This is a genomic window from Flexivirga lutea (assembly GCF_054778955.1).
Genome location: NZ_BAAGZB010000001.1, coordinates 157,479 through 176,851 on the forward strand (window position 1 = coordinate 157,479; position 19,373 = coordinate 176,851).

27 protein-coding genes are annotated in these 19,373 nt (G+C 67.1%); 23 read left to right on the forward strand and 4 right to left on the reverse strand.

Going from position 1 to position 19,373, the window contains the following annotated elements; genetic code table 11:
- Positions 1 to 198 precede the first annotated feature (198 nt).
- From ACYVBN_RS00770 to ACYVBN_RS00790, 5 genes are all read left to right on the forward strand, one after another.
- The gene (locus tag ACYVBN_RS00770; protein WP_460598911.1) at positions 199 to 1,053 is read left to right on the forward strand and encodes a pyruvate, water dikinase regulatory protein; all 855 of its coding nucleotides are present in this window, start codon (positions 199 to 201) and stop codon (positions 1,051 to 1,053) included.
- A 34-nt stretch (positions 1,054 to 1,087) separates the two neighbouring features.
- Entirely contained in the window at positions 1,088 to 3,472 is a 2,385-nt protein-coding gene (gene ppsA, locus ACYVBN_RS00775; RefSeq protein WP_460598912.1) for a phosphoenolpyruvate synthase, read from the forward strand.
- 122 nt (positions 3,473 to 3,594) lie between these two features.
- Positions 3,595 to 4,272: a FadR/GntR family transcriptional regulator gene (locus ACYVBN_RS00780; protein WP_460598913.1), complete on the forward strand. Its 678-nt coding sequence runs from the start codon at positions 3,595 to 3,597 to the stop codon at positions 4,270 to 4,272.
- The gene (locus ACYVBN_RS00785) at positions 4,269 to 5,486 is read left to right on the forward strand and encodes a CynX/NimT family MFS transporter (protein WP_460598914.1); all 1,218 of its coding nucleotides are present in this window, start codon (positions 4,269 to 4,271) and stop codon (positions 5,484 to 5,486) included. Before ACYVBN_RS00780 ends, ACYVBN_RS00785 begins: the two co-directional genes overlap by 4 nt.
- A 55-nt stretch (positions 5,487 to 5,541) precedes the next feature.
- Positions 5,542 to 6,471: a helix-turn-helix transcriptional regulator gene (locus tag ACYVBN_RS00790; RefSeq protein WP_460598915.1), complete on the forward strand. Its 930-nt coding sequence runs from the start codon at positions 5,542 to 5,544 to the stop codon at positions 6,469 to 6,471.
- Positions 6,472 to 6,500: 29 nt separating this feature from the next.
- Here ACYVBN_RS00790 and ACYVBN_RS00795 read toward each other — a convergent pair whose 3' ends face one another.
- The 4 genes from ACYVBN_RS00795 to ACYVBN_RS00810 are packed head-to-tail and all read right to left on the reverse strand — an operon-like array spanning position 6,501 to position 10,077.
- A complete protein-coding gene (locus tag ACYVBN_RS00795; protein WP_460598916.1) occupies positions 6,501 to 7,223 on the reverse strand; it encodes an ABC transporter permease in 723 nt (240 codons plus the stop codon).
- Between the two features lie 25 nt (positions 7,224 to 7,248).
- Positions 7,249 to 8,163, reverse strand: coding sequence for an ABC transporter ATP-binding protein (locus ACYVBN_RS00800; protein WP_460598917.1), 915 nt, complete (start codon positions 8,161 to 8,163; stop codon positions 7,249 to 7,251).
- Positions 8,164 to 8,209: 46 nt separating this feature from the next.
- The gene (locus ACYVBN_RS00805; RefSeq protein ID WP_460598918.1) at positions 8,210 to 9,163 is read right to left on the reverse strand and encodes a hypothetical protein; all 954 of its coding nucleotides are present in this window, start codon (positions 9,161 to 9,163) and stop codon (positions 8,210 to 8,212) included.
- Complete coding sequence (locus ACYVBN_RS00810; protein ID WP_460598919.1) at positions 9,160 to 10,077, reverse strand: ABC transporter ATP-binding protein; 918 nt, start codon at positions 10,075 to 10,077, stop codon at positions 9,160 to 9,162. The genes ACYVBN_RS00805 and ACYVBN_RS00810 overlap by 4 nt, the downstream gene beginning before the upstream one ends.
- Positions 10,078 to 10,672: 595 nt before the next feature.
- Between ACYVBN_RS00810 and rpsJ the strand changes: the two genes are divergently transcribed.
- From rpsJ to rplR, 18 genes are all read left to right on the forward strand, one after another.
- Positions 10,673 to 10,981, forward strand: coding sequence for a 30S ribosomal protein S10 (gene rpsJ, locus ACYVBN_RS00815; RefSeq protein ID WP_114930053.1), 309 nt, complete (start codon positions 10,673 to 10,675; stop codon positions 10,979 to 10,981).
- Between the two features lie 19 nt (positions 10,982 to 11,000).
- On the forward strand, positions 11,001 to 11,666 hold the full coding sequence (rplC, locus tag ACYVBN_RS00820; RefSeq protein WP_460598920.1) for a large ribosomal subunit protein uL3: 666 nt from the start codon (positions 11,001 to 11,003) through the stop codon (positions 11,664 to 11,666).
- Entirely contained in the window at positions 11,663 to 12,601 is a 939-nt protein-coding gene (gene rplD / locus ACYVBN_RS00825) for a 50S ribosomal protein L4, sunset domain variant (RefSeq protein ID WP_440283648.1), read from the forward strand. The genes rplC and rplD overlap by 4 nt, the downstream gene beginning before the upstream one ends.
- Positions 12,602 to 12,608: 7 nt before the next feature.
- The gene (rplW, locus tag ACYVBN_RS00830; protein WP_188839052.1) at positions 12,609 to 12,908 is read left to right on the forward strand and encodes a 50S ribosomal protein L23; all 300 of its coding nucleotides are present in this window, start codon (positions 12,609 to 12,611) and stop codon (positions 12,906 to 12,908) included.
- Between the two features lie 38 nt (positions 12,909 to 12,946).
- The gene (gene rplB, locus ACYVBN_RS00835) at positions 12,947 to 13,783 is read left to right on the forward strand and encodes a large ribosomal subunit protein uL2 (RefSeq protein WP_460598921.1); all 837 of its coding nucleotides are present in this window, start codon (positions 12,947 to 12,949) and stop codon (positions 13,781 to 13,783) included.
- Positions 13,784 to 13,786: 3 nt separating this feature from the next.
- Entirely contained in the window at positions 13,787 to 14,068 is a 282-nt protein-coding gene (gene rpsS, locus ACYVBN_RS00840; protein ID WP_188839014.1) for a 30S ribosomal protein S19, read from the forward strand.
- 31 nt (positions 14,069 to 14,099) lie between these two features.
- On the forward strand, positions 14,100 to 14,468 hold the full coding sequence (rplV, locus tag ACYVBN_RS00845) for a 50S ribosomal protein L22 (protein WP_460598922.1): 369 nt from the start codon (positions 14,100 to 14,102) through the stop codon (positions 14,466 to 14,468).
- Positions 14,468 to 15,304: a small ribosomal subunit protein uS3 gene (gene rpsC, locus ACYVBN_RS00850; protein ID WP_460598923.1), complete on the forward strand. Its 837-nt coding sequence runs from the start codon at positions 14,468 to 14,470 to the stop codon at positions 15,302 to 15,304. The genes rplV and rpsC overlap by 1 nt, the downstream gene beginning before the upstream one ends.
- Positions 15,304 to 15,723, forward strand: coding sequence for a large ribosomal subunit protein uL16 (gene rplP / locus ACYVBN_RS00855; protein WP_460598924.1), 420 nt, complete (start codon positions 15,304 to 15,306; stop codon positions 15,721 to 15,723). The genes rpsC and rplP overlap by 1 nt, the downstream gene beginning before the upstream one ends.
- Positions 15,723 to 15,974 carry a 50S ribosomal protein L29 gene (rpmC, locus tag ACYVBN_RS00860; RefSeq protein ID WP_440283632.1) on the forward strand — a complete coding sequence of 84 codons (252 nt, stop codon included), beginning with the start codon at positions 15,723 to 15,725 and terminating at the stop codon, positions 15,972 to 15,974. Before rplP ends, rpmC begins: the two co-directional genes overlap by 1 nt.
- Positions 15,971 to 16,255, forward strand: coding sequence for a 30S ribosomal protein S17 (rpsQ, locus tag ACYVBN_RS00865; RefSeq protein ID WP_440283633.1), 285 nt, complete (start codon positions 15,971 to 15,973; stop codon positions 16,253 to 16,255). The genes rpmC and rpsQ overlap by 4 nt, the downstream gene beginning before the upstream one ends.
- Before the next feature lie 136 nt (positions 16,256 to 16,391).
- Entirely contained in the window at positions 16,392 to 16,760 is a 369-nt protein-coding gene (gene rplN / locus ACYVBN_RS00870) for a 50S ribosomal protein L14 (protein ID WP_188839009.1), read from the forward strand.
- Positions 16,761 to 16,762: 2 nt separating this feature from the next.
- A complete protein-coding gene (rplX, locus tag ACYVBN_RS00875; protein ID WP_440283634.1) occupies positions 16,763 to 17,116 on the forward strand; it encodes a 50S ribosomal protein L24 in 354 nt (117 codons plus the stop codon).
- Positions 17,113 to 17,682 (forward strand): 50S ribosomal protein L5, encoded by a 570-nt coding sequence (gene rplE / locus ACYVBN_RS00880; RefSeq protein ID WP_440283635.1) that lies wholly within the window; start codon positions 17,113 to 17,115, stop codon positions 17,680 to 17,682. Before rplX ends, rplE begins: the two co-directional genes overlap by 4 nt.
- 2 nt (positions 17,683 to 17,684) lie before the next feature.
- Positions 17,685 to 17,870, forward strand: coding sequence for a type Z 30S ribosomal protein S14 (locus ACYVBN_RS00885; protein ID WP_188839007.1), 186 nt, complete (start codon positions 17,685 to 17,687; stop codon positions 17,868 to 17,870).
- A gap of 126 nt (positions 17,871 to 17,996) precedes the next feature.
- Positions 17,997 to 18,395, forward strand: a complete 399-nt coding sequence (rpsH, locus tag ACYVBN_RS00890) for a 30S ribosomal protein S8 (protein ID WP_440283649.1) — start codon at positions 17,997 to 17,999, stop codon at positions 18,393 to 18,395.
- A gap of 26 nt (positions 18,396 to 18,421) precedes the next feature.
- On the forward strand, positions 18,422 to 18,961 hold the full coding sequence (gene rplF, locus ACYVBN_RS00895; RefSeq protein ID WP_440283636.1) for a 50S ribosomal protein L6: 540 nt from the start codon (positions 18,422 to 18,424) through the stop codon (positions 18,959 to 18,961).
- Positions 18,962 to 18,964: 3 nt separating this feature from the next.
- Positions 18,965 to 19,339, forward strand: coding sequence for a 50S ribosomal protein L18 (gene rplR, locus ACYVBN_RS00900; protein ID WP_440283637.1), 375 nt, complete (start codon positions 18,965 to 18,967; stop codon positions 19,337 to 19,339).
- The last annotated feature ends 34 nt before the right edge of the window (positions 19,340 to 19,373 follow it).

The window sequence follows — 19,373 nt, forward strand, 5'->3', positions numbered from 1 at the left end:
CCGTGGCGCGCACACCCCGCGACCGTTGAGGGTTGTGCACGTGAATTGGCGCTGCGGCGCGCACACCCCGCGACCGTTGAGGCTTGTGAGCAGGTATGACGAGCTGGCGGCATCGCTGGCAAAACGGATCTTGGGGCGCCGGTCTCGCGAATTGCACCGGGTCACGCTCGGGCCGACCGATGTGGCAGAGTTCGGCCTGTGGATTTCCCGGCCGAGACGCCTCCGACCCCGGTCTTCTTCGTGGCCGGCGGGACGGGGATCTCTGCGGAGACGCTCGGCAACATGATGTTGCAGCAGTTTCCCAGCGTGCGGTTCGTGCGCGAGAAACTGCCGTTCATCAAGACGCCCGAACAGGCTCGTGAGGCCGTCGCCCAGATGGATGCGATCAAGACCGACGTGGTGACACCGCTGGTGTTCTCCACCGTTGCGGTCGAGGAGATCCGCGAGATCCTCTCCGGCACCGAGTGCGCCTTCATCGACCTGTTCGGCTCGCACCTGGACATGGTCGAGCGGGTGCTGCACGTCAATGCGGCGCACAACGCCAGCAGCGCGCACGGCATGCGGGATGTCGGCGAGTACGACGCCCGCATGAAGGCCGTGGAGTTCGCCATCGAGCACGACGACGGGCAGAGCCTGCGCCAGCTCGAACGCGCCGACCTCATTCTCACCGCCCCGTCCCGATGCGGCAAGACGCCGACCACGATGTACCTCGCGCTGCAGTACGGCCTCCGGGTGGCCAACTACCCCCTGGTCGAGGAGGACTTCGAGTCCGGCGGGCTGCCCACACCGATCGCACCGTATGTCGACAAGTGTTACGGCCTGCTGTCGACCGCGCAGCGGCTGAGCCAGGTGCGCACCGAACGCCGGCCCGGCTCGACCTACGCCTCCCTGGCGCAGTGCACCTACGAGTTGCGCCGGGCCGAAGCCATGTTCCGGAGGCACCGCATCCCCTACACCAACTCCGCCGCCATGTCGGTGGAGGAGATGGCCGCAACCATCATGCAGACGCGCAAGCTGAGTGCCGGACGCACTTCTGGCGCCGGAGGACGATGACGCGAAAGTCGCGTCATACGAAAGGAATCCCGACATGACGAACATCGAGTGGTTCGCCGATCTCGGCATGAACGACGTCGAGACCGTGGGCGGCAAGAATGCCTCGCTCGGTGAGATGGTCCAGCACCTTTCCAAGGCCGGTGTCAGCGTGCCGACCGGTTTCGCGACGACCGCGGACGCCTACCGGCGGTTCCTCACCGAGACGGGCCTGAAGGCCGAGATCGACGAACTGCTCGATGGGCTCGACGTGGACGACGTGCGGGAACTGGCCAAGGTCGGCGCGAAGATCCGCGGGGACATCGAGCAGCAGGCGTTCCCGGCCGACCTCGAGGCGGACATCCGCTCGGCATACGAGCGGCTCACCGGTGAGCAGGGCGAGGAGGTCACCTTCGCGGTGCGCTCGAGCGCGACCGCCGAGGACCTGCCGGACGCATCCTTCGCCGGTCAGCAGGAGACCTTCCTCAACATCAGCGGCATCGACAACATCCTGCACGCGATCAAGCTGGTCTTCGCCTCGCTCTACAACGACCGGGCCATCGCCTACCGGGTCCACGCCGGCTACGACCACTCACTGGTCGCGCTGTCCGCCGGCATCCAGCGGATGGTGCGCTCGGACATCGGCTCCTCCGGCGTGATGTTCACCATGGACACCGAGTCCGGCTTCCGGGACGCGGTGTTCATCACCTCCAGCTACGGCCTGGGCGAGGCCGTCGTGCAGGGCGCGGTCAACCCAGACGAGTTCTACGTCTACAAGCCGGCGTTGCGGGCCGGCCGCCCGGCCATCCTCAAGCGCGGCGTCGGTTCGAAGGCCACCAAGATGGTCTACACCGGCGACGCGACGGTGGGGGAGACCATCCATTTCGTGCCGGTCGACGAGGCCGAGCAGGGCAAGCTGTCGCTCACCGACGACGAGGTGACCGAGCTGGCCAAGCATGCGGTCGCGATCGAGGAGCACTACGGCCGGCCGATGGACATCGAGTGGGGCAAGGACGGCGTCGACGGCAAGCTCTACATCCTGCAGGCCCGTCCGGAGACCGTCCAGTCACGGGCGAACGCCTCCACGTTGCAGCGATTCGTGCTCAAGGAACGCGGCCCCGTCGTCGTCGAGGGGCGCGCGATCGGCCAGAAGATCGGCGCCGGCGCGGTGCGCACCCTGGACTCCATCGACTCCATGCACGAGTTCCAGGCCGGCGAGGTGCTGGTGGCCGACATGACCGACCCCGACTGGGAGCCGATCATGAAGCGGGCGTCGGCCATCGTCACCAACCGGGGTGGCCGCACCTGCCACGCGGCGATCATCGCCCGCGAGCTGGGCATCCCGGCGGTGGTCGGCACCGGTTCGGCCACCCGCGACCTCACCAATGGCCAGGAAGTCACCGTCTCGTGCGCCGAGGGCGACACCGGCTTCGTGTATGACGGCGCCCGCGACTTCGACGTCGACGAGACCGCCCTGGACGAGATGCCCGAGGTGCCGGTCAAGATCATGATGAACGTCGGCACCCCGGACCAGGCGTTCGAGTTCAGCCGGCTGCCCCACAAGGGCATCGGCCTGGCCCGGCTGGAGTTCATCATCAACCGGCAGATCGGCATCCACCCGCGGGCACTGCTGGAACTGGAGGACCAGGCGCCGGAGATCCGCAGCCACATCGAGGCGCTGATCGCGGCATACGACAGCCCGCGCGAGTTCTTCGTCAAGCGGGTCGCCGAGGGTGTCTCGACGCTGGCGGCGGCGTTCTACCCGGAGCCGGTCATCGTGCGCATGTCGGACTTCAAGTCCAACGAGTACGCCGGCATGCTCGGCGGCGAGCGCTACGAGCCGGACGAGGAGAACCCGATGATCGGCTACCGCGGTGCATCGCGATACCTGTCGGAGGACTTCGCGGACTGCTTCGCGATGGAGTGCGAGGCGCTGCGCTACGTCCGCGAGGACATGGGCCTGACCAACGTCAAGGTGATGATCCCATTCGTGCGCACGCTGGAGGAGGGCAAGGGCGTCATCGACCTGCTGGCCCGCAACGGCCTGCAGCGCGGTGAGAACGACCTGCAGGTCATCATGATGTGCGAGGTCCCCAGCAACGCGGTGATCGCCGACCAGTTCCTCGACCACTTCGACGGCTTCTCGATCGGCTCCAACGACATGACCCAGCTGACCCTGGGGCTGGACCGCGACTCCGGGCTGGTCGCGGCGGGCTTCGACGAGCGCAACCCGGCGGTCAAGGCGATGCTGGCGATGGCGATCAAGGCCTGCAAGGACCGCGGCAAGTACGTCGGCATCTGCGGGCAGGGCCCCTCGGACCACCCCGACCTGGCCGACTGGCTGCTCGACCAGGGCATCGAGTCGATGTCGCTCAACCCGGATACCGTCGTGGAGACCTGGTTGCGCCTGGCCAAGCGGAGCGAGGAGAACGCCTCCGCCTAGCAAGGGTCCGCAGGTATGGCGCAGGCGCCCACCCGGTCCGGGTGGGCGCCTGCGCCGTGCCCGCCGGTCTCGGCATACGAATCGGCACTCGGTGACCAAACATCCCACGTTAGGTTCAATGGGTGTCCGCTGTCATCCCACCGCCGAAGCGCACCAGCGAGCTCGTCGTCGCCCACATGGAGCGGCTGATCCGGGACGGGGACTGGCCGGTCGGCGAACGCATTCCCGCCGAACCGGAGCTGGTCGAGCGCTTCGGTGTCGGCCGCAACACCATCCGCGAGGCGGTGCGAGCCCTCGAACACGTCGGCATGCTCGCTCCGCGCCGTGGCGACGGCACCTATGTGCGCAGCGCCAATCCGTATGCCGCCGTCATCCAACGCGAGACCACGGCGGAGGTGCTCGACCTGCTCCAGGTGCGCCGCGCCCTGGAGACCGAGGCGGCGGCCGCGGCAGCACGGTCCGCGACGGCGGACGCCCGGCAGCGGATGCGATGTCTGCTGGAGGTCGCTGAAAGGGCCTTCGCCTCAGGCGAACTCGACTCCTACGATCAGGCCGACATCGATTTTCACGAAGGCGTCGTCGCGGGCTGCGGCAACACCTTGCTCGTGCAGATCTATGCGGGCGTCCTTGAAGCGATGCGCAGCTCACACGCGGAGGTCACCCGAGCCCTGCAATCGATGCGGATCCACCCGCCGGGACATCGTGCACTGGTCGAAGCGATTGAGCGCGGTGATCCTGACGCCGCCCGCGCCGCCGTCGCCGACTACCTCGCCGAGGCGGAGAAGGGTGCGCGACAGTGAGCGGCACAGGGGCGGGAACACTGACCGACCGCAAGGAGACGCCACTCGGTGGCCGCAGCGCGCTCGTCGCCGCACTCGGCATCATGCTGGTGGCGGCAAACCTGCGTCCAGCAGTCGTGTCGGTATCGCCGCTGATCGACACCATCTCCCAGTCCTTCGGCTTCAGCAGTTCCACCGCCGGCCTGCTGACCACCCTCCCGGTGCTCTTCTTCGGGATCAGTTCACCGTTCGCGCCTCGGCTGGCACACCGTTACGGCATCGAGCGCACCATCTTCGGGGCGCTCGCGGTGCTGCTGGCCGGCATCCTGTTGCGGCTCGCGGCGTCAGCGACGGCACTGTTCGCCGGTTCGGTGCTGGTCGGCGCCGGCATCGGGGTCTGCAACGTGGTGCTGCCCGCGCTGATCAAGCGTGACTTCGCCCACCGGTCCGGCCTGATGACCGGCCTCTACTCCATGACGTTGTCCGGGGGCGCCGCGGTCGCCGCCGGTTTGACCGTCCCCATCGACGATGCGCTGCACGGACAGTGGCGCGTGACTCTGGCGGCGTGGGGGCTGCTGGTCCTCGCCGCCATGATCCAGTGGCTGCCCCAATTGCGGCGTCGCCACACGGTCCAGACATCAGGCCGGTCAGCCAGGATATGGCGCGACCGCACGGCGTGGGCCATCACGATCTACATGGGCTTCCAGTCGTTCATCTTCTACACCTTCGGTGCCTGGTTGCCCAAGTTCCTTGTCGACGAGACCGGTATGTCGATCGGTGCGGCGGGTGGGGTACTCGCCGCGGCACAGACGGTGGGGCTGACCTGTTCGCTGCTCGCGCCGATCCTCGCCGGCCGCCTGGCGGACCAGCGCGGCATCGCTCTGGGCACGCTCGCCTTCAGCATGATCGGCTTCGTCGGGTTGCTGACCGTCCACCATGCCCCGGTGCTGTGGGCCTGCATCGTGATGATCGGTCCCGGCTGCGGCATCGGCCTGTCCCTGCTGTTCATGGTGCTGCGCAGCAACTCCACCGCCCAGGCCGGCGAGGTGTCGGGTATGGCGCAGTCCGTCGGGTACGGCCTGGCCGCCGTGGGCCCGATCCTCATCGGCGCGGTGCATGACCGCACCGGGTCGTGGACGGTTGCGATGATCGTGCTCGCGTGTGCCGCCATACCGCAGGGCGCGGCGGCCTTGCGTGCTGCCAAAGCCGGTCGGATGGCGCCGGACCCGGACTGACGGATCGGCAAGGAAAATCAAGCGTGGCCGGCTCCCGGCGCGCGATGCTGCAGCCATGAGCCACGAGACTGACGTGTTCCGCCGGTATGTCGGGGTCCTCGCCGAGACGCTCGACGACCACCTGACCTCACCGGCGCAACTGGCGCAGCGGCTCTACACGTCACGGTTCCACCTGGACCGCATCGTGTCGTCCGTCGGTGGCGAGCCGCCGGTGACCCTTCGCAGAAGACTTCTGCTGGAGCGCGCGGCATACCGTCTCATCACCACTGATCGCCGGATCATCGACCTCGGTGTCGAAGCCGGCTACGCCTCACACGAGGCATTCACGCGTGCGTTCACCCGTCGCTTCGGCACGACGCCACGCGATTTCCGTTGCGCTCCGGGCGATTTCAAGATCCCGTCGAACAATGGAGTGCACTTTCAGCCGCCGGGCGGGCTGCGGCTGCCCGGCTCAGGAGGAATGACCGCCATGGAGCTGCTCACCAGAATGGTCGACCATCACATTTGGTTGACCGGTGAATTCATCGATCGGGCAACGCGTTTGACCGACGCAGAACTGGACGAGTCCATCGACTACGGCCTGGACGACGACCCCGACGTGATGACGTTGCGCCGGCTGCTGTCCCGGCTCGTGGGGCAGATGGGCATGTGGAACGCGGTGCTTGCCAACCGCGAGTACGACTGGAGCAGGGAGGAACATGAATCGGTCCTCTCGATGCGCTCGAGGCTGGACGTGGACGGTCCGCGCTTCGCGGAGAACGTACGCGCCGCGATCCAGCACGGGGAGCTCGACGACACCTTCGTCGACGCCCTGTGCGAGCCGGCGGAGATCTTCACGTATGGCGGATTGATCGCCCATGTGCTGACGTTCGCCGCCCACCGACGGACCCTGGTCGCACTCGCCCTGGACAAACACGGCATCGGCGACCTGGGCTGGGGCGACCCGATGCGGTGGGTGGCCGATTCCACCACGCCGGTCCGGTAGCGGCGACGTACGAGCGGCGTACGGGCCGTTCACTCCTCCGAGATGGTCATGGACGCCAGTCGCTGGCCGGCAAGGACGACGCCCACCGCCAGAGCGACGAGCGCGGCGACCACGGCATACGCGAGAGGCACTCCCGGCTTGCCGTCGTCCGGAGCGGTCGCGATGTGCTGCACGACCGCGTTGCCCCACGCTCGTGCCGAAAGCCATTTGACGGGGGAGAAGAGCGAGGAGATCGTCGACTCCCAGATCAGCCAGTAGAGCAGGCAGCCGACGATGCTGCGCTTCATGGACGTCGCGAGCACGGTGAAGATTCCGACATACGCGATCGTCGAGACGAGGCCGCCGGCGAACGCTCCGACGGCGACGCTGTCGTGACCGCCGACCATGGTCAGCCCGGCCGCGAACATCATCACCGCGCCGAAGACCACTCCTGCGCCGAGCACGATGACCGCCTTGCTGGTGATGATCGCCAGGCGGGAGACGGGTTTGGTCAGCAGGTAGATGATCGAGCCGTCGTCGAACTCGGAGTTGACCAGCGTCGTCGTCGCGACGAGTGCCACGACGGGCACGACGATGCCGATGCCGAAGATCCGCAGGAAGTTTTCGGCCGTGTGGTTGTCGTCACCGCCGGTCGAGGCGGCACGGATCACGGCCGCGAGGATCAGCAGGATCACCGGCATCGCGATCATCAGCCAGACGCGGGCACGTCCGAAGAGCGAGCGAAGCCCGAGACGGAGTATGGCGCCATTCATTGCCCGGGCCTCCGCAAAGTGGGGTTCATGAGTTCACCAGGTAGGAGAAGACGCTCTCGAGCGACTCATCGGTGGGTGTGAGTTCGAAGATGCGAATGTTGTTCTCCCGTGCGAGTTTCGGGACGGTGTGGGCAAATCTGCCGAAGTCGTCGGCCTCCACCTCCAGGGCGGTCTCACCGCGCAACCGGGCGCCTCGGACCGACGGCTGCGCGAGCAGCAGCGCGGCCAGCCGGCGGTCGTCGGAGCTGCGCACGACGTACTGGTTCGGGCGGTCGGTCATCAGCCGCCGGATCGCGGCGAAGTCACCGCTGGCGGCGTGCCGGCCGGCGACGACGACCTCCACGTGACGGGCGATCTGCTCGACCTCCTCCAGGATGTGCGAGCTGAAGACGATGGTGCGGCCCTGTTCGGCGAACCGGGTCAGCAGGCCCATCATGTGCCGGCGCTGGATCGGGTCCATGCCGTTGAAGGGCTCGTCGAGCAACAGCACCGAGGGATCGTGCACCAGGGCGGACGCAACCTTGATCCGTTGCTTCATGCCCTTGCTGTACGTCGAGATCTTCCGGTCCGCGGCCTCGGTCATCTCCACCAGGCCGATGGCGTACTTCGCTGCTGCCCGTGGGTCCGGCACCTTCTGCAGGTCGGCATTGAGCCGGACGAACTGCGCGCCGGTGAGGAAGTCGTAGAGCGACTCCTGGACCGGCACCAGGCCGATGTGCCGGTAGATCGCGACGTTGCCTCGCGTCGGGTGCCCGTCGAGGGTCACCGTTCCGGCGGACGGCGGCAGCAACCCCGCCATCATCGACAGCAGGGTGGATTTGCCGGCGCCGTTCGGTCCGAGCAGGCCGGTCACGCCCGGACCGATGTGCATGGTGACGTCGTTGACGGCCACCACGTTGCCGTACCACCGGGAGACGTCGATCAGTTCGACTTCACTCATGGGCGCTCGCTCCCGCCACGTACCGGGTGAGCAGGTCGTACTGCGTTCACAGGCTCGCCGCCTTCCGGGTGCGCTGCAGCAGGATCGCGGCCGCACCGAGGATCCAGCACACGGCAGCGACCGCGAAGCCGACCGTCCAGCCGGAACCGGGGTGCAGCATCTGGCTGGACGGTGTCGGCTGGTCGAAGAGGCCGCTGATCAACTCCGCCACCACCGAGAACGGGTTGAACAATGACCCGACGAAGCTCATCGTCGGCTGTCCGCCGTCGTACGCCGCTCCCTGGATGGTGGTGACGACGCCGGAGGTGAGCATCAGCGCGACGATCACCGCGGTCACCGCCAGGCCGGCCCGAGTGGTGATCGCCGAGACCATGCCCGCGAAGGTGGCCAGCATCAGCGACAGCACGGCGACACCGACGACGGCGGCCAGGTAGTTCTTCGTGTGCTCGCTGCGCGGTACGTCGGCGCTGAGCGCCGCGGCATACCAGATGGTCAGCGGTATGACGACGACCGCGAACAGTGCCGTCGCCAGCGCGGCGAGCCGCATGAGGACGTACGTCGTGCGCGACAGCGGCCGGGCGAAGTAGAGGACCACCGTCCGGTAACGCAGGTCGCGGGCGAAGAGCACCGGCGCTTGGGCCGCGGCGAAGATCGTGATCAGCAACTGCGTCCAGTAGGGGAATCCGAAGTAGTTCGCGAGCGGCGCGAAGAGGTCGGCCTGGCTGGACAGCGACATCTTGTTCAGTTGCAGCAGCAACCCGGCGAGCACGAGCGCGGGGATCAGCAGCAGGAACGCCATGAGCCACGGCATCACCTTCGACTTGCCCGACCGGCCGAGACCGAAGCAGTGCCGCAACGACGTGAGGTAGAGCGACCATGCGACCGCGCCGGTGCCCTGGCGGCGTCCGGTGAACGGCCGGTAGCCGATGTCATGGATGACACCCCGCCGCGGTGGGGTGCTGCCCGACCCTCCGATCGGTGACCCGGTCGGCCCGTTCATGCCGGCCCTCCGTGCTGCGCGAAGACCTCTTCCAGGCTGTGGTGGACCTCTTGCAACCGCACCAGTCCCAGCTGTGCGTCGGCGACCAGGTCACGGATCAGGTCGAGGGTCTCGGGTTGCTCGACCCGGACTTCGATGCGGTCGCCGACCGGCCAGGCCTGGACGCCCCGGTCGAGCAGTTGCTGGCCGATGACCCGGTCACTGCCGGGCGCGCCGAGCACTTCGATCAGCACGTTGCCGGTCGTGAGGGTCAGATCCTCGGTGCGTTCGGCGCGCAGCAGTCGTCCGGCGTCGATCACGATCACGTAGTCGACCGTGCGCTCGAGTTCGCCGAGCAAGTGACTGGTGACCATGACCGATATGCCGAAGTCGTGGCCGATGCGGCCGATCAGGTCCAGCATGTCGTCCCGGGCGCGGGGGTCCAGTCCGTTGGTGGGCTCGTCGAGGAGCACCAGCTGCGGACTGTGCACGATCGCTTGGGCGAGCTTGGCGCGCTGCTTCATACCGGTCGAATACCCACCCATCGGGCGGTGCCGCTCCTCGGCGAGCCCGACGTGCCGCAGGACGTCCGAGGTGCGCTCGCGAGCGGCATTGCGCGGCAGGCCCGACATCATCGCCATGTGCATGACGAACTCGGCAGCGGAGACGTCGCCGGGCAGCACGTCGTGCTCGGGCATGTAGCCCACGAGCGCGCGAATCTCGGCGCCCCGCGCCGTCGGGTCCATCCCGAGCACCCGGACCGCGCCCGCGGTCGGGCGCAGCAGGCCCAGGAACACTTTGATCAGGGTCGATTTCCCGGCTCCGTTGACGCCGACCACGCCGGTGATGCCATCGGGGACCGTGAGGGTGAGGGCGTCGAGCGCGCGGACGCGCGGGTATTGCACTGTCAGACCCTGCGCGTCGGCGACCCCCACGCAGGGAGCCTAACGGCGACGGGACCGTCGCAAGGCGAGACGCACGGGAAGCGAAGCCGCCCTACGCGTGCAGAACCGGCAACGGTCGCCGGTTGTGCGGGTGTGAGTCCCGTCATACGCGTGCATTTCCGGCAACGGTCGCTGGGTCGGCTCGCCGATCGGGCGGGATCACGTGCACAGGTAGCGATGGTTGAGGGTTGTGCACGTCGGCGGAGCACGCGGGTCAGTGGCGGACGTCACCATCGTCGATTTGGCGTCCATCCGCGTCTCTGGCAGACTGTTCAAGTTGCTTGACGCGCAGTGATCACGTGTGTCGCCGATCGAACCGGAGCGATCCGGCCCCGGTGAGACGCCGAACTGCCGCCCCGAAAGCGCCCAGTCCGCCAGCAGGCAGACCGTCCGGGTGAGGTCGGGAAGCGCAAGCCACAGGTGCGAAATCACTGGTTTCGCCCGGCCAACCACGCCAGAGAAGTCGGCGTCGTGCTGCGGAGCACACGCGACACACCCGAGCGCGGGGGTCGGGGAGCGCGGCCGGGTCTCACACCGAACAGACCTAGTAAGTAACTGAAGTACGGCGAGAGAGAGACACGGGCGAATGGCGGGACAAAAGATCCGCATCCGACTGAAGTCGTATGACCACGAAGTCATCGACAGCTCGGCGCGCAAGATTGTCGACACGGTGACTCGTGCCGGTGCAACGGTGGTCGGCCCCGTGCCGCTGCCGACGGAGAAGAACGTCTACTGCGTAATCCGTTCACCGCACAAGTACAAGGACAGCCGCGAGCACTTCGAGATGCGTACCCACAAGCGGTTGATCGACATCGTTGACCCGACACCGAAGGCCGTCGACTCGCTGATGCGTCTCGACCTGCCGGCGGACGTCAACATCGAGATCAAGCTCTGAACGGGAGGAATGACTCGATATGACTCACACAACTGAGCGTTCCGTGAAGGGTGTGCTGGGCGAGAAGCTCGGCATGACGCAGGTCTGGGACGAGAACGGCCGGCTCATCCCGGTCACCGTCGTGCAGGCCGGCCCGTGCGTCGTCACCGCTGTCCGCGGTGAGGGCGAGGGCTACCACGCGGTGCAGATCGGCTACGGCGCGATCGACCCGCGCAAGGTCAACAAGCCGCTGACCGGTCACTTCGAGAAGGCCGGCGTCACGCCGCGTCGCCACCTCGCCGAGATCCGCACCGCTGATGCTGCCGACTACCAGCTCGGCCAGGAAGTCACCGTGGAGACCTTCGAGGCCGGACAGCGCATCGACGCCGTCGGCACCACCAAGGGCAAGGGCTTCGCCGGTGTCATGAAGCGGCACGGGTTCGCCGGTGTCAGCTCCTCGCACGGTGCGCACAAGAACCACCGCAAGCCGGGCTCGATCGGTGGCTGCGCCACCCCGGGCCGCGTCTTCAAGGGCATGCGTATGGCGGGCCGCATGGGCGGCGAGCGCCAGACCACCCAGAACCTCACGATTCACGCGATCGACACCGACAAGGGTCTGTTGCTGATCAAGGGCGCCGTCCCCGGCCCCCGCGGCGGCATCGTCCTGGTCAAGACCGCGGCGAAGTCGTCCGTCAAGGAGGCCTGAGCCAGATGACGACCGTTGACATCACCAGCGCCTCGGGCGCCAAGGCGGGCACCGTCGAGCTGCCGGCCGAGATCTTCGACGTGCAGACCAACGTCCCGCTGATCCACCAGGTCGTGGTGGCGCAGCTGGCCGCGGCACGTCAGGGCACGCACTCCACCAAGACCCGCGGCGAGGTCCGCGGTGGTGGCAAGAAGCCCTACCGCCAGAAGGGCACCGGCCGCGCCCGTCAGGGTTCGACCCGCGCCCCGCAGTTCGCCGGCGGTGGCATCGTGCACGGCCCGAAGCCGCGCGACTACGCACAGCGGACCCCCAAGAAGATGAAGGCCGCCGCGCTGCGTGGCGCCCTGTCCGACCGGGCTCGTCACGACCGCATCCACGTGCTGGCATCGTTCGTCGAGGGCGACAAGCCGTCGACCAAGAACGCCGCCAACCTGCTGGGCGACCTGACCGACCGCAAGAACCTCCTGGTGGTCCTCAGCCGTGACGAGCAGACCGCGCTGCTGTCGGTGCGCAACCTCGCCGACGTGCACGTGCTGTTCGCCGACCAGCTCAACACCTACGACGTGCTGTGCGCCGACGACCTGGTGTTCACCCAGGCCGCGCTCGAGCGTTTCCTGGCCGGTCCGGCCGCCGCCGTGAAGGCAGCTTCGGCCGCCCCGGCGCAGCCCGCCACGACGGAGGCAGCTGCCTCCGAGGTCGCCGAGGGCGGCTTCGGCGCCGACTCGGCCGCCCCGTTGGCCGACGGTGCGTCGCCCGACCCCCAGACCTTCACGGTCAAGGGCAACAAGGACTCGATGAAGTACCACGTCGCCGGATCCCGTTGGTATGACGCCACGGTCGCCGAGGTGTGGTTCAAGACGGCCGAGGCCGCCGCTGCCGCCGGGTTCGCCCCGGCGGGTGGTGCTGCCGCGCAGAAGACCGATAAGGACAAGTGATTCTGCCATGACGCAACTGGGCAAGAACCCGCGCGACATCCTGATCGCGCCGGTCGTCTCGGAGAAGTCCTACGCCCTGCTCGACGAGGGCAAGTACACCTTCCTCGTCGACCCGCGGGCGAACAAGACCGAGATCAAAATCGCCGTCGAGGAGATCTTCGACGTCAAGGTCGACTCGGTCCACACGATGAATCGTCAGGGCAAGACGCGCCGGACCCGCTTCGGGACCGGCAAGCGCAAGGACACCAAGCGCGCCATCGTCTCGCTCAAGGAAGGCGCGATCGACATCTTCGGCTCCCAGGCCTGAAGACGATCGCCCGCAGACAAGACTCCTAAGGACAGACAATGGCTATCCGCAAGTACAAGCCGACGACGCCGGGCCGTCGTGGCTCGAGCGTGGCCGACTTCGCCGAGGTCACCCGCTCGACGCCCGAGAAGTCGCTGGTGCGTCCGCTGCCCAAGACCGGCGGCCGTAACGCGTCGGGTCGCATCACGACCCGTCACATCGGTGGCGGTCACAAGCGTGCCTACCGCGTGATCGACTTCCGTCGTCTCGACAAGGACGGCATCCCGGCGAAGGTCGCGCACATCGAGTACGACCCCAACCGCACCGCCCGCATCGCGCTGCTGCACTACGCCGACGGCGAGAAGCGCTACATCATCGCGCCGAACCGCCTGCGTCAGGGCGACACGATCGAGAACGGCTCGAGCGCCGACATCAAGCCCGGCAACAACCTGCCGTTGCGCAACATCCCGACCGGTACGGTCATCCACTGCATCGAGCTGCGGCCCGGTGGCGGTGCGAAGATCGCCCGCTCGGCCGGCGCGCGCGTCCAGCTCGTCGCCAAGGACGGCCCCTACGCCCAGCTGCGTATGCCGTCCGGCGAGATCCGCAACGTCGACGTCCGCTGCCGCGCGACGATCGGCGAGGTGGGCAACTCCGAGCAGAGCAACATCAACTGGGGCAAGGCCGGCCGCATGCGCTGGAAGGGCAAGCGCCCGACCGTGCGCGGTGTCGCGATGAACCCGGTGGACCACCCGCACGGTGGTGGTGAGGGCAAGACCTCCGGTGGTCGCCACCCGGTCAGCCCGTGGGGTCAGGCCGAGGGCCGCACCCGTCGCCCGAAGAAGGAGAGCGACAAGCTCATCGTGCGTCGCCGTCGTACTGGAAAGAAGCGGTAAGAAATGCCCCGTTCACTGAAGAAGGGCCCCTTCGTCGACGATCACCTTCAGAAGAAGGTCGACGCACAGAACGAAGCCGGCACCAAGAACGTCATCAAGACCTGGTCCCGCCGGTCGATGATCACGCCCGACATGCTCGGCCACACGCTCGCCGTGCACGACGGTCGCAAGCACGTCCCGGTCTTCGTGACCGAGGCGATGGTCGGCCACAAGCTCGGCGAGTTCGCCCCGACGCGGACCTTCAAGGGTCACGAGAAGGACGACCGGAAGGGACGTCGTCGCTGATATGTCTACTACTGAGAACACCACCCCGACCGTGGGAGCCAAGGCACAGGCGCGGTTCGTCCGCATCACGCCGATGAAGGCCCGTCGGGTCGTCGACATGGTGCGCGGCAAGAACGTCCAGGAGGCCATCCACCTGCTGACGTTCGCGCCGCAGGGTGCGAGCGAGCAGGTCCTCAAGACCCTCAACAGCGCCGTCGCCAACGCCCGCCAGAAGGCCGACCAGGCCTCGGTCGCGTTCGACGAGCGGCTGCTGGTCGTCACCGAGGCGTATGTCGACGAGGGCCCGACCATGAAGCGGTTCCGTCCCCGTGCGCAGGGTCGCGCGAGCCGGATCTTGAAGCGGTCGAGCCACATCACCCTGCACGTTGCACAGCCCGAGCGAAAGGACGGTGGCCGGTAATGGGTCAGAAGGTCAACCCGAACGGTTTCCGTCTCGGCATCACGACGGACCACAAGAGCCGTTGGTTCGCCGACTCGGCCAAGCCGGGTCAGCGCTACCGCGACTACGTCAAAGAAGACGTGGCGATCCGCGGCCTGATGTCGACCGGCATGGAGCGTGCCGGCATCAGCAAGGTCGAGATCGAGCGCACCCGTGACCGTGTGCGCGTCGACATCCACACGGCCCGTCCGGGCATCGTCATCGGCCGCCGCGGCGCCGAGGCAGACCGCCTGCGTGGTGCGCTGGAGAAGCTCACCGGCAAGCAGGTCCAGCTGAACATCCTCGAGGTCAAGAACCCCGAGACCGACGCTCAGCTGGTCGCCCAGGGCATCGCCGAGCAGCTGTCGGCGCGTGTCAACTTCCGTCGCGCCATGCGCAAGGGCATGCAGACGGCCGAGCGCGCCGGCGCCAAGGGCATCCGGGTCATGGTCTCGGGTCGTCTCAACGGCGCCGAGATGAGCCGCACCGAGTTCTACCGCGAAGGCCGTGTGCCGCTGCACACGCTGCGCGCGAACATCGACTACGGCTTCTACGAGGCCCGCACCACCTTCGGCCGGATCGGCGTGAAGGTCTGGATCTACAAGGGCGATCTGACCGCCAAGGAGCTGGCGCGCGAGCAGGCTGCTGCACCGAGCCGCCCGTCGCGTGGCCGTCGTGACGACCGGCGTGGCGGTGGCCGTGGCCGTCGTGACGCAGGCCCGCGCAGCACCGAGGCTCCTGTCGAGGCGCCGGTCGCCGAGAACACGTCCGCCGAGGCCCCGCAGGCCGAGGCGAGCAACCAGGGAGCTGAAGCCTGATGTTGATTCCCCGTCGTGTGAAGCACCGCAAGCAGCACCACCCCAAGCGCGGCGGAGCCGCCAAGGGTGGCACCGCTGTGTCGTTCGGTGACTACGGCATCCAGGCGCTGGAGCCGGCATACGTCACCAACCGGCAGATCGAGTCCGCTCGTATCGCCATGACCCGCTACATGAAGCGTGGCGGAAAGGTCTGGATCAACATCTACCCGGACCGCCCGCTGACCAAGAAGCCGGCTGAGACCCGCATGGGTTCCGGTAAGGGCTCGCCCGAGTGGTGGGTCGCCAACGTCAAGCCGGGTCGGATCATGTTCGAGCTGTCCGGTGTGTCCGAGGAAGTTGCTCGCGAGGCGTTGCGCCTGGCGATGCACAAGCTGCCGATGAAGTGCCGCTTCGTCGCGCGTGAAGGTGGTGACGTCTGATGGCAGTGGGTTCGAAGGATCTGACCTCGGCCAAGCTGCGTGAGCTGGACGACCAGGCGCTGGCCGACGAGCTCGGCAAGGCCAAGCAGGAGCTGTTCAACCTGCGGTTCCAGTCGGCCACCGGCCAGCTGGAGAACAACTCGCGGCTGCGTGCGGTCCGCAAGGACATCGCGCGCATCTACACCGAGCTGCGTGAGCGCGAGCTCGGCATCGGGCGCCAGCAGGAGACCGACGAGAAGGTCGGGTCATGAGCGAAGAGAACAAGGAAGCAACCGTGACCGAGCGCAACGATCGCAAGACGCGCCAGGGCTACGTCGTCAGCGACAAGATGACCAAGACGGTCGTCGTCGAGGTCGAGGACCGCGTCAAGCACGCGCTCTACGGCAAGGTGCAGCGCAAGACCGCCCGCGTCAAAGCGCACGACGAGCAGGAGACCTGCGGCGTCGGCGACCGTGTCCTGATCATGGAGACCCGGCCGCTGTCGGCGCAGAAGCGCTGGCGGGTCGTGGAGATCCTCGAGAAGGCCAAGTAAGAACGTTCGTAGGACGCGGCCGGCTCGTCCGGCCCGTCATACGACCACCGCGGTGGCTCGCCGCCGCAACCGCAAACACATCCGTTCCACAAGGCTCGCCGCGAGCGAGAACCAGTGAGACGACAGGAGAAGAAACGTGATCCAGCAGGAGTCGCGACTGCGCGTCGCCGACAACACCGGTGCCAAGGAGATCTTGTGCATCCGCGTGCTCGGTGGCTCGGGACGTCGCTACGCCGGCATCGGTGACACCATCGTGGCGACCGTCAAGGACGCCATCCCGGGCGGCAACGTCAAAAAGGGCGATGTGGTCAAGGCCGTTGTCGTGCGTACCCGCAAGGAGAAGCGCCGTCCGGACGGCAGCTACATCAAGTTCGACGAGAACGCTGCGGTCATCCTCAAGACCGATGGTGACCCGCGTGGCACGCGCATCTTCGGTCCGGTGGGCCGGGAGCTGCGCGACAAGAAGTTCATGAAGATCATCTCGCTCGCGCCGGAGGTGCTCTGACTATGGCAGGCAAGCCGAAGATGAAGATCAAGAAGAACGACCTCGTCCAGGTGATTTCCGGCAAGGACAAGGGTCTGCAGGGCAAGGTCATCTCGGTCGACCCCGAGCGTCAGCGTGTGCTGGTCGAGGGCGTCAACCGGATCACCAAGCACGTCAAGGCCGGTCAGCCGGGCGGCGGCGCAGGTGGCATCGAGGTCACCGAGGCGCCGATCCACGTCAGCAACGTGATGATCGTGGACCCCGAGACGAACAAGCCGACCCGCATCCGCATCCGCGAGGAGCAGGTGGAGCGTGACGGTCGGACCAAGACCGTTCGCACCCGCGTGTCGGTGCGATCCGGAAAGGACCTGGCATGAGTGCAACTGCACCGGAGAAGGTGGCGCCGCGCCTGAAGGCCCGCTACCAGTCCGAGATCAAGGGCCAGCTGCAGGACGAGTTCCAGTTCGCCAACGTGATGCAGGTGCCGACGGTGACCAAGGTCGTCGTCAACATGGGTGTCGGCGACGCCGCCCGTGACTCCAAGCTGATCGAGGGCGCCATCAAGGACCTGGCGGCGATCACCGGCCAGAAGCCGGCCGTCACCAAGGCCCGCAAGTCCATCGCGCAGTTCAAGCTGCGTGAGGGTATGCCGATCGGTGCGCACACCACGCTGCGCGGCGACCGCATGTGGGAGTTCCTGGACCGCCTGGTGTCGATCGCACTGCCGCGCATCCGCGACTTCCGCGGTCTGTCGCCCAAGCAGTTCGACGGCAACGGCAACTACACCTTCGGTCTGACCGAGCAGTCGGTGTTCTACGAGATCGACCAGGACAAGATCGACCGCGTCCGCGGTATGGACATCACGGTCGTCACCACTGCGAGCAACGACGACGAAGGCCGGGCCCTGTTGAAGCACCTCGGCTTCCCTTTTAAGGAGAACTGAGCATGGCGAAGAAGGCCCTGGTCAACAAGGCCAACAAGAAGCCGAAGTTCGCGGTGCGCGGCTACACCCGCTGCCAGCGGTGCGGCCGCCCGCACTCCGTCTACCGCAAGTTCGGCCTGTGCCGTATCTGCCTGCGCGAGATGGCACACCGGGGCGAACTGCCCGGCGTCACCAAGTCGAGCTGGTGACAACGGTATGACGACCCGGTCGTCATACTCGCCAGCACACCAAGCAAAAACCACGTAACAACTACACCGAAGGTCCGCATCGGCTCCGGCCCGCAGAAACCACGGTGAGAAGGGCAAGTGCCCACCATGACCATGACCGACCCGATCGCGGACATGCTGACCCGCGTCCGGAACGCCAACTCGGCGCACCACGACTCGGCGACGATGCCGCACAGCAAGCTCAAGTCGCACATCGCCGAGATCCTCCAGGCGGAGGGTTACATCTCCGGCTTCCGCGTCGAGGGCGAGGGTGTCGACAAGACGCTCACCATCGATCTGAAGTACGGCCCCAACCGGGAGCGCTCCATCGCCGGCGTCCGCCGCGTGAGCAAGCCCGGTCTGCGGGTCTACGCCAAGTCCACCAACCTGCCCAAGGTCCTGGGCGGTCTCGGCGTTGCCATCCTGTCCACTTCGTCCGGTCTGCTCACTGACAAGCAGGCGGCGAGCAAGGGCGTCGGCGGGGAAGTCCTCGCCTACGTCTGGTGACCCGGAACAGATAAGGAGTTAGACAGATGTCACGTATTGGACGTCTTCCCGTTCCGGTGCCCAGCGGTGTCGAGGTGACCATCAACGGCCAGGCCGTTGCGGTCAAGGGTCCCAAGGGCCAGCTCGAGCTCACCGTGCCGGAGCCGATCACCGTCGCCAAGGGCGAGGACGGCGTGATCAACGTGTCACGCCCCAACGATGAGCGCGACGCGCGGTCCCGCCACGGCCTGACCCGCAGCCTCATCAACAACATGGTCGTCGGTGTCACCGACGGCTTCACCAAGAAGCTGGAGATCCACGGCACGGGTTACCGCGTGACCGCGAAGGGCTCGGACCTGGAGTTCGCCCTCGGTTACAGCCACTCGATCCTGGTCAAGGCTCCGGAGGGCATCACCTTCGCGGTCGAGAACCCCACCCGGTTCTCGGTCAGCGGTGTCGACAAGCAGCAGGTCGGTGAGGTCGCCGCCAACATCCGCAAGCTGCGCAAGCCCGACCCGTACAAGGCAAAGGGTGTCCGCTACGAAGGCGAGCACATCCGCCGCAAGGTCGGAAAGGCTGGTAAGTAAGCCATGGCAAAGATCGTCAAGCGTTCCACGAGCAAGGCTGCGGCCCGCGCTCGGCGCCACTTCCGGCTGCGCAAGCGCGTGTCCGGCACCGCGGAGCGTCCCCGGCTGGTCGTCAACCGCTCCTCGCGGCACGTGTTCGTCCAGGTCGTCGACGACACCGTCGGCAAGACCGTCGCGTCCGCGTCGACCATGGAAGCGGACCTGCGCGCACTCGACGGTGACAAGACCGCCAAGGCCCGTAAGGTCGGCGAGCTCGTCGCCGAGCGCGCCAAGGCGGCCGGTGTCGAGGCGGTCGTCTTCGACCGCGGCGGCAACAAGTACGCCGGTCGGGTCGCCGCCATCGCGGACGGCGCTCGTGAAGGTGGGTTGACTCTGTAATGGCAATGTTCAACGTCGAAATGAGGAAGCACTG

Excerpts from the sequence above, each read along its gene's own strand:
- ppsA (WP_460598912.1), top strand. The coding sequence starts at position 1,088 with ATGACGAACATCGAGTGGTTCGCCGATCTCGGCATGAACGACGTCGAG.
- ACYVBN_RS00790 (WP_460598915.1), top strand. The coding sequence starts at position 5,542 with ATGAGCCACGAGACTGACGTGTTCCGCCGGTATGTCGGGGTCCTCGCC.
- ACYVBN_RS00795 (WP_460598916.1), bottom strand. The coding sequence starts at position 7,223 with ATGAATGGCGCCATACTCCGTCTCGGGCTTCGCTCGCTCTTCGGACGT.
- ACYVBN_RS00800 (WP_460598917.1), bottom strand. The coding sequence starts at position 8,163 with ATGAGTGAAGTCGAACTGATCGACGTCTCCCGGTGGTACGGCAACGTG.
- ACYVBN_RS00805 (WP_460598918.1), bottom strand. The coding sequence starts at position 9,163 with ATGAACGGGCCGACCGGGTCACCGATCGGAGGGTCGGGCAGCACCCCA.
- rpsJ (WP_114930053.1), top strand. The coding sequence starts at position 10,673 with ATGGCGGGACAAAAGATCCGCATCCGACTGAAGTCGTATGACCACGAA.
- rplC (WP_460598920.1), top strand. The coding sequence starts at position 11,001 with ATGACTCACACAACTGAGCGTTCCGTGAAGGGTGTGCTGGGCGAGAAG.
- rplW (WP_188839052.1), top strand. The coding sequence starts at position 12,609 with ATGACGCAACTGGGCAAGAACCCGCGCGACATCCTGATCGCGCCGGTC.
- rplB (WP_460598921.1), top strand. The coding sequence starts at position 12,947 with ATGGCTATCCGCAAGTACAAGCCGACGACGCCGGGCCGTCGTGGCTCG.
- rpsS (WP_188839014.1), top strand. The coding sequence starts at position 13,787 with ATGCCCCGTTCACTGAAGAAGGGCCCCTTCGTCGACGATCACCTTCAG.
- rpsC (WP_460598923.1), top strand. The coding sequence starts at position 14,468 with ATGGGTCAGAAGGTCAACCCGAACGGTTTCCGTCTCGGCATCACGACG.
- rplP (WP_460598924.1), top strand. The coding sequence starts at position 15,304 with ATGTTGATTCCCCGTCGTGTGAAGCACCGCAAGCAGCACCACCCCAAG.
- rpmC (WP_440283632.1), top strand. The coding sequence starts at position 15,723 with ATGGCAGTGGGTTCGAAGGATCTGACCTCGGCCAAGCTGCGTGAGCTG.
- rpsQ (WP_440283633.1), top strand. The coding sequence starts at position 15,971 with ATGAGCGAAGAGAACAAGGAAGCAACCGTGACCGAGCGCAACGATCGC.
- rplX (WP_440283634.1), top strand. The coding sequence starts at position 16,763 with ATGGCAGGCAAGCCGAAGATGAAGATCAAGAAGAACGACCTCGTCCAG.
- rplE (WP_440283635.1), top strand. The coding sequence starts at position 17,113 with ATGAGTGCAACTGCACCGGAGAAGGTGGCGCCGCGCCTGAAGGCCCGC.
- ACYVBN_RS00885 (WP_188839007.1), top strand. The coding sequence starts at position 17,685 with ATGGCGAAGAAGGCCCTGGTCAACAAGGCCAACAAGAAGCCGAAGTTC.
- rpsH (WP_440283649.1), top strand. The coding sequence starts at position 17,997 with ATGACCATGACCGACCCGATCGCGGACATGCTGACCCGCGTCCGGAAC.
- rplF (WP_440283636.1), top strand. The coding sequence starts at position 18,422 with ATGTCACGTATTGGACGTCTTCCCGTTCCGGTGCCCAGCGGTGTCGAG.
- rplR (WP_440283637.1), top strand. The coding sequence starts at position 18,965 with ATGGCAAAGATCGTCAAGCGTTCCACGAGCAAGGCTGCGGCCCGCGCT.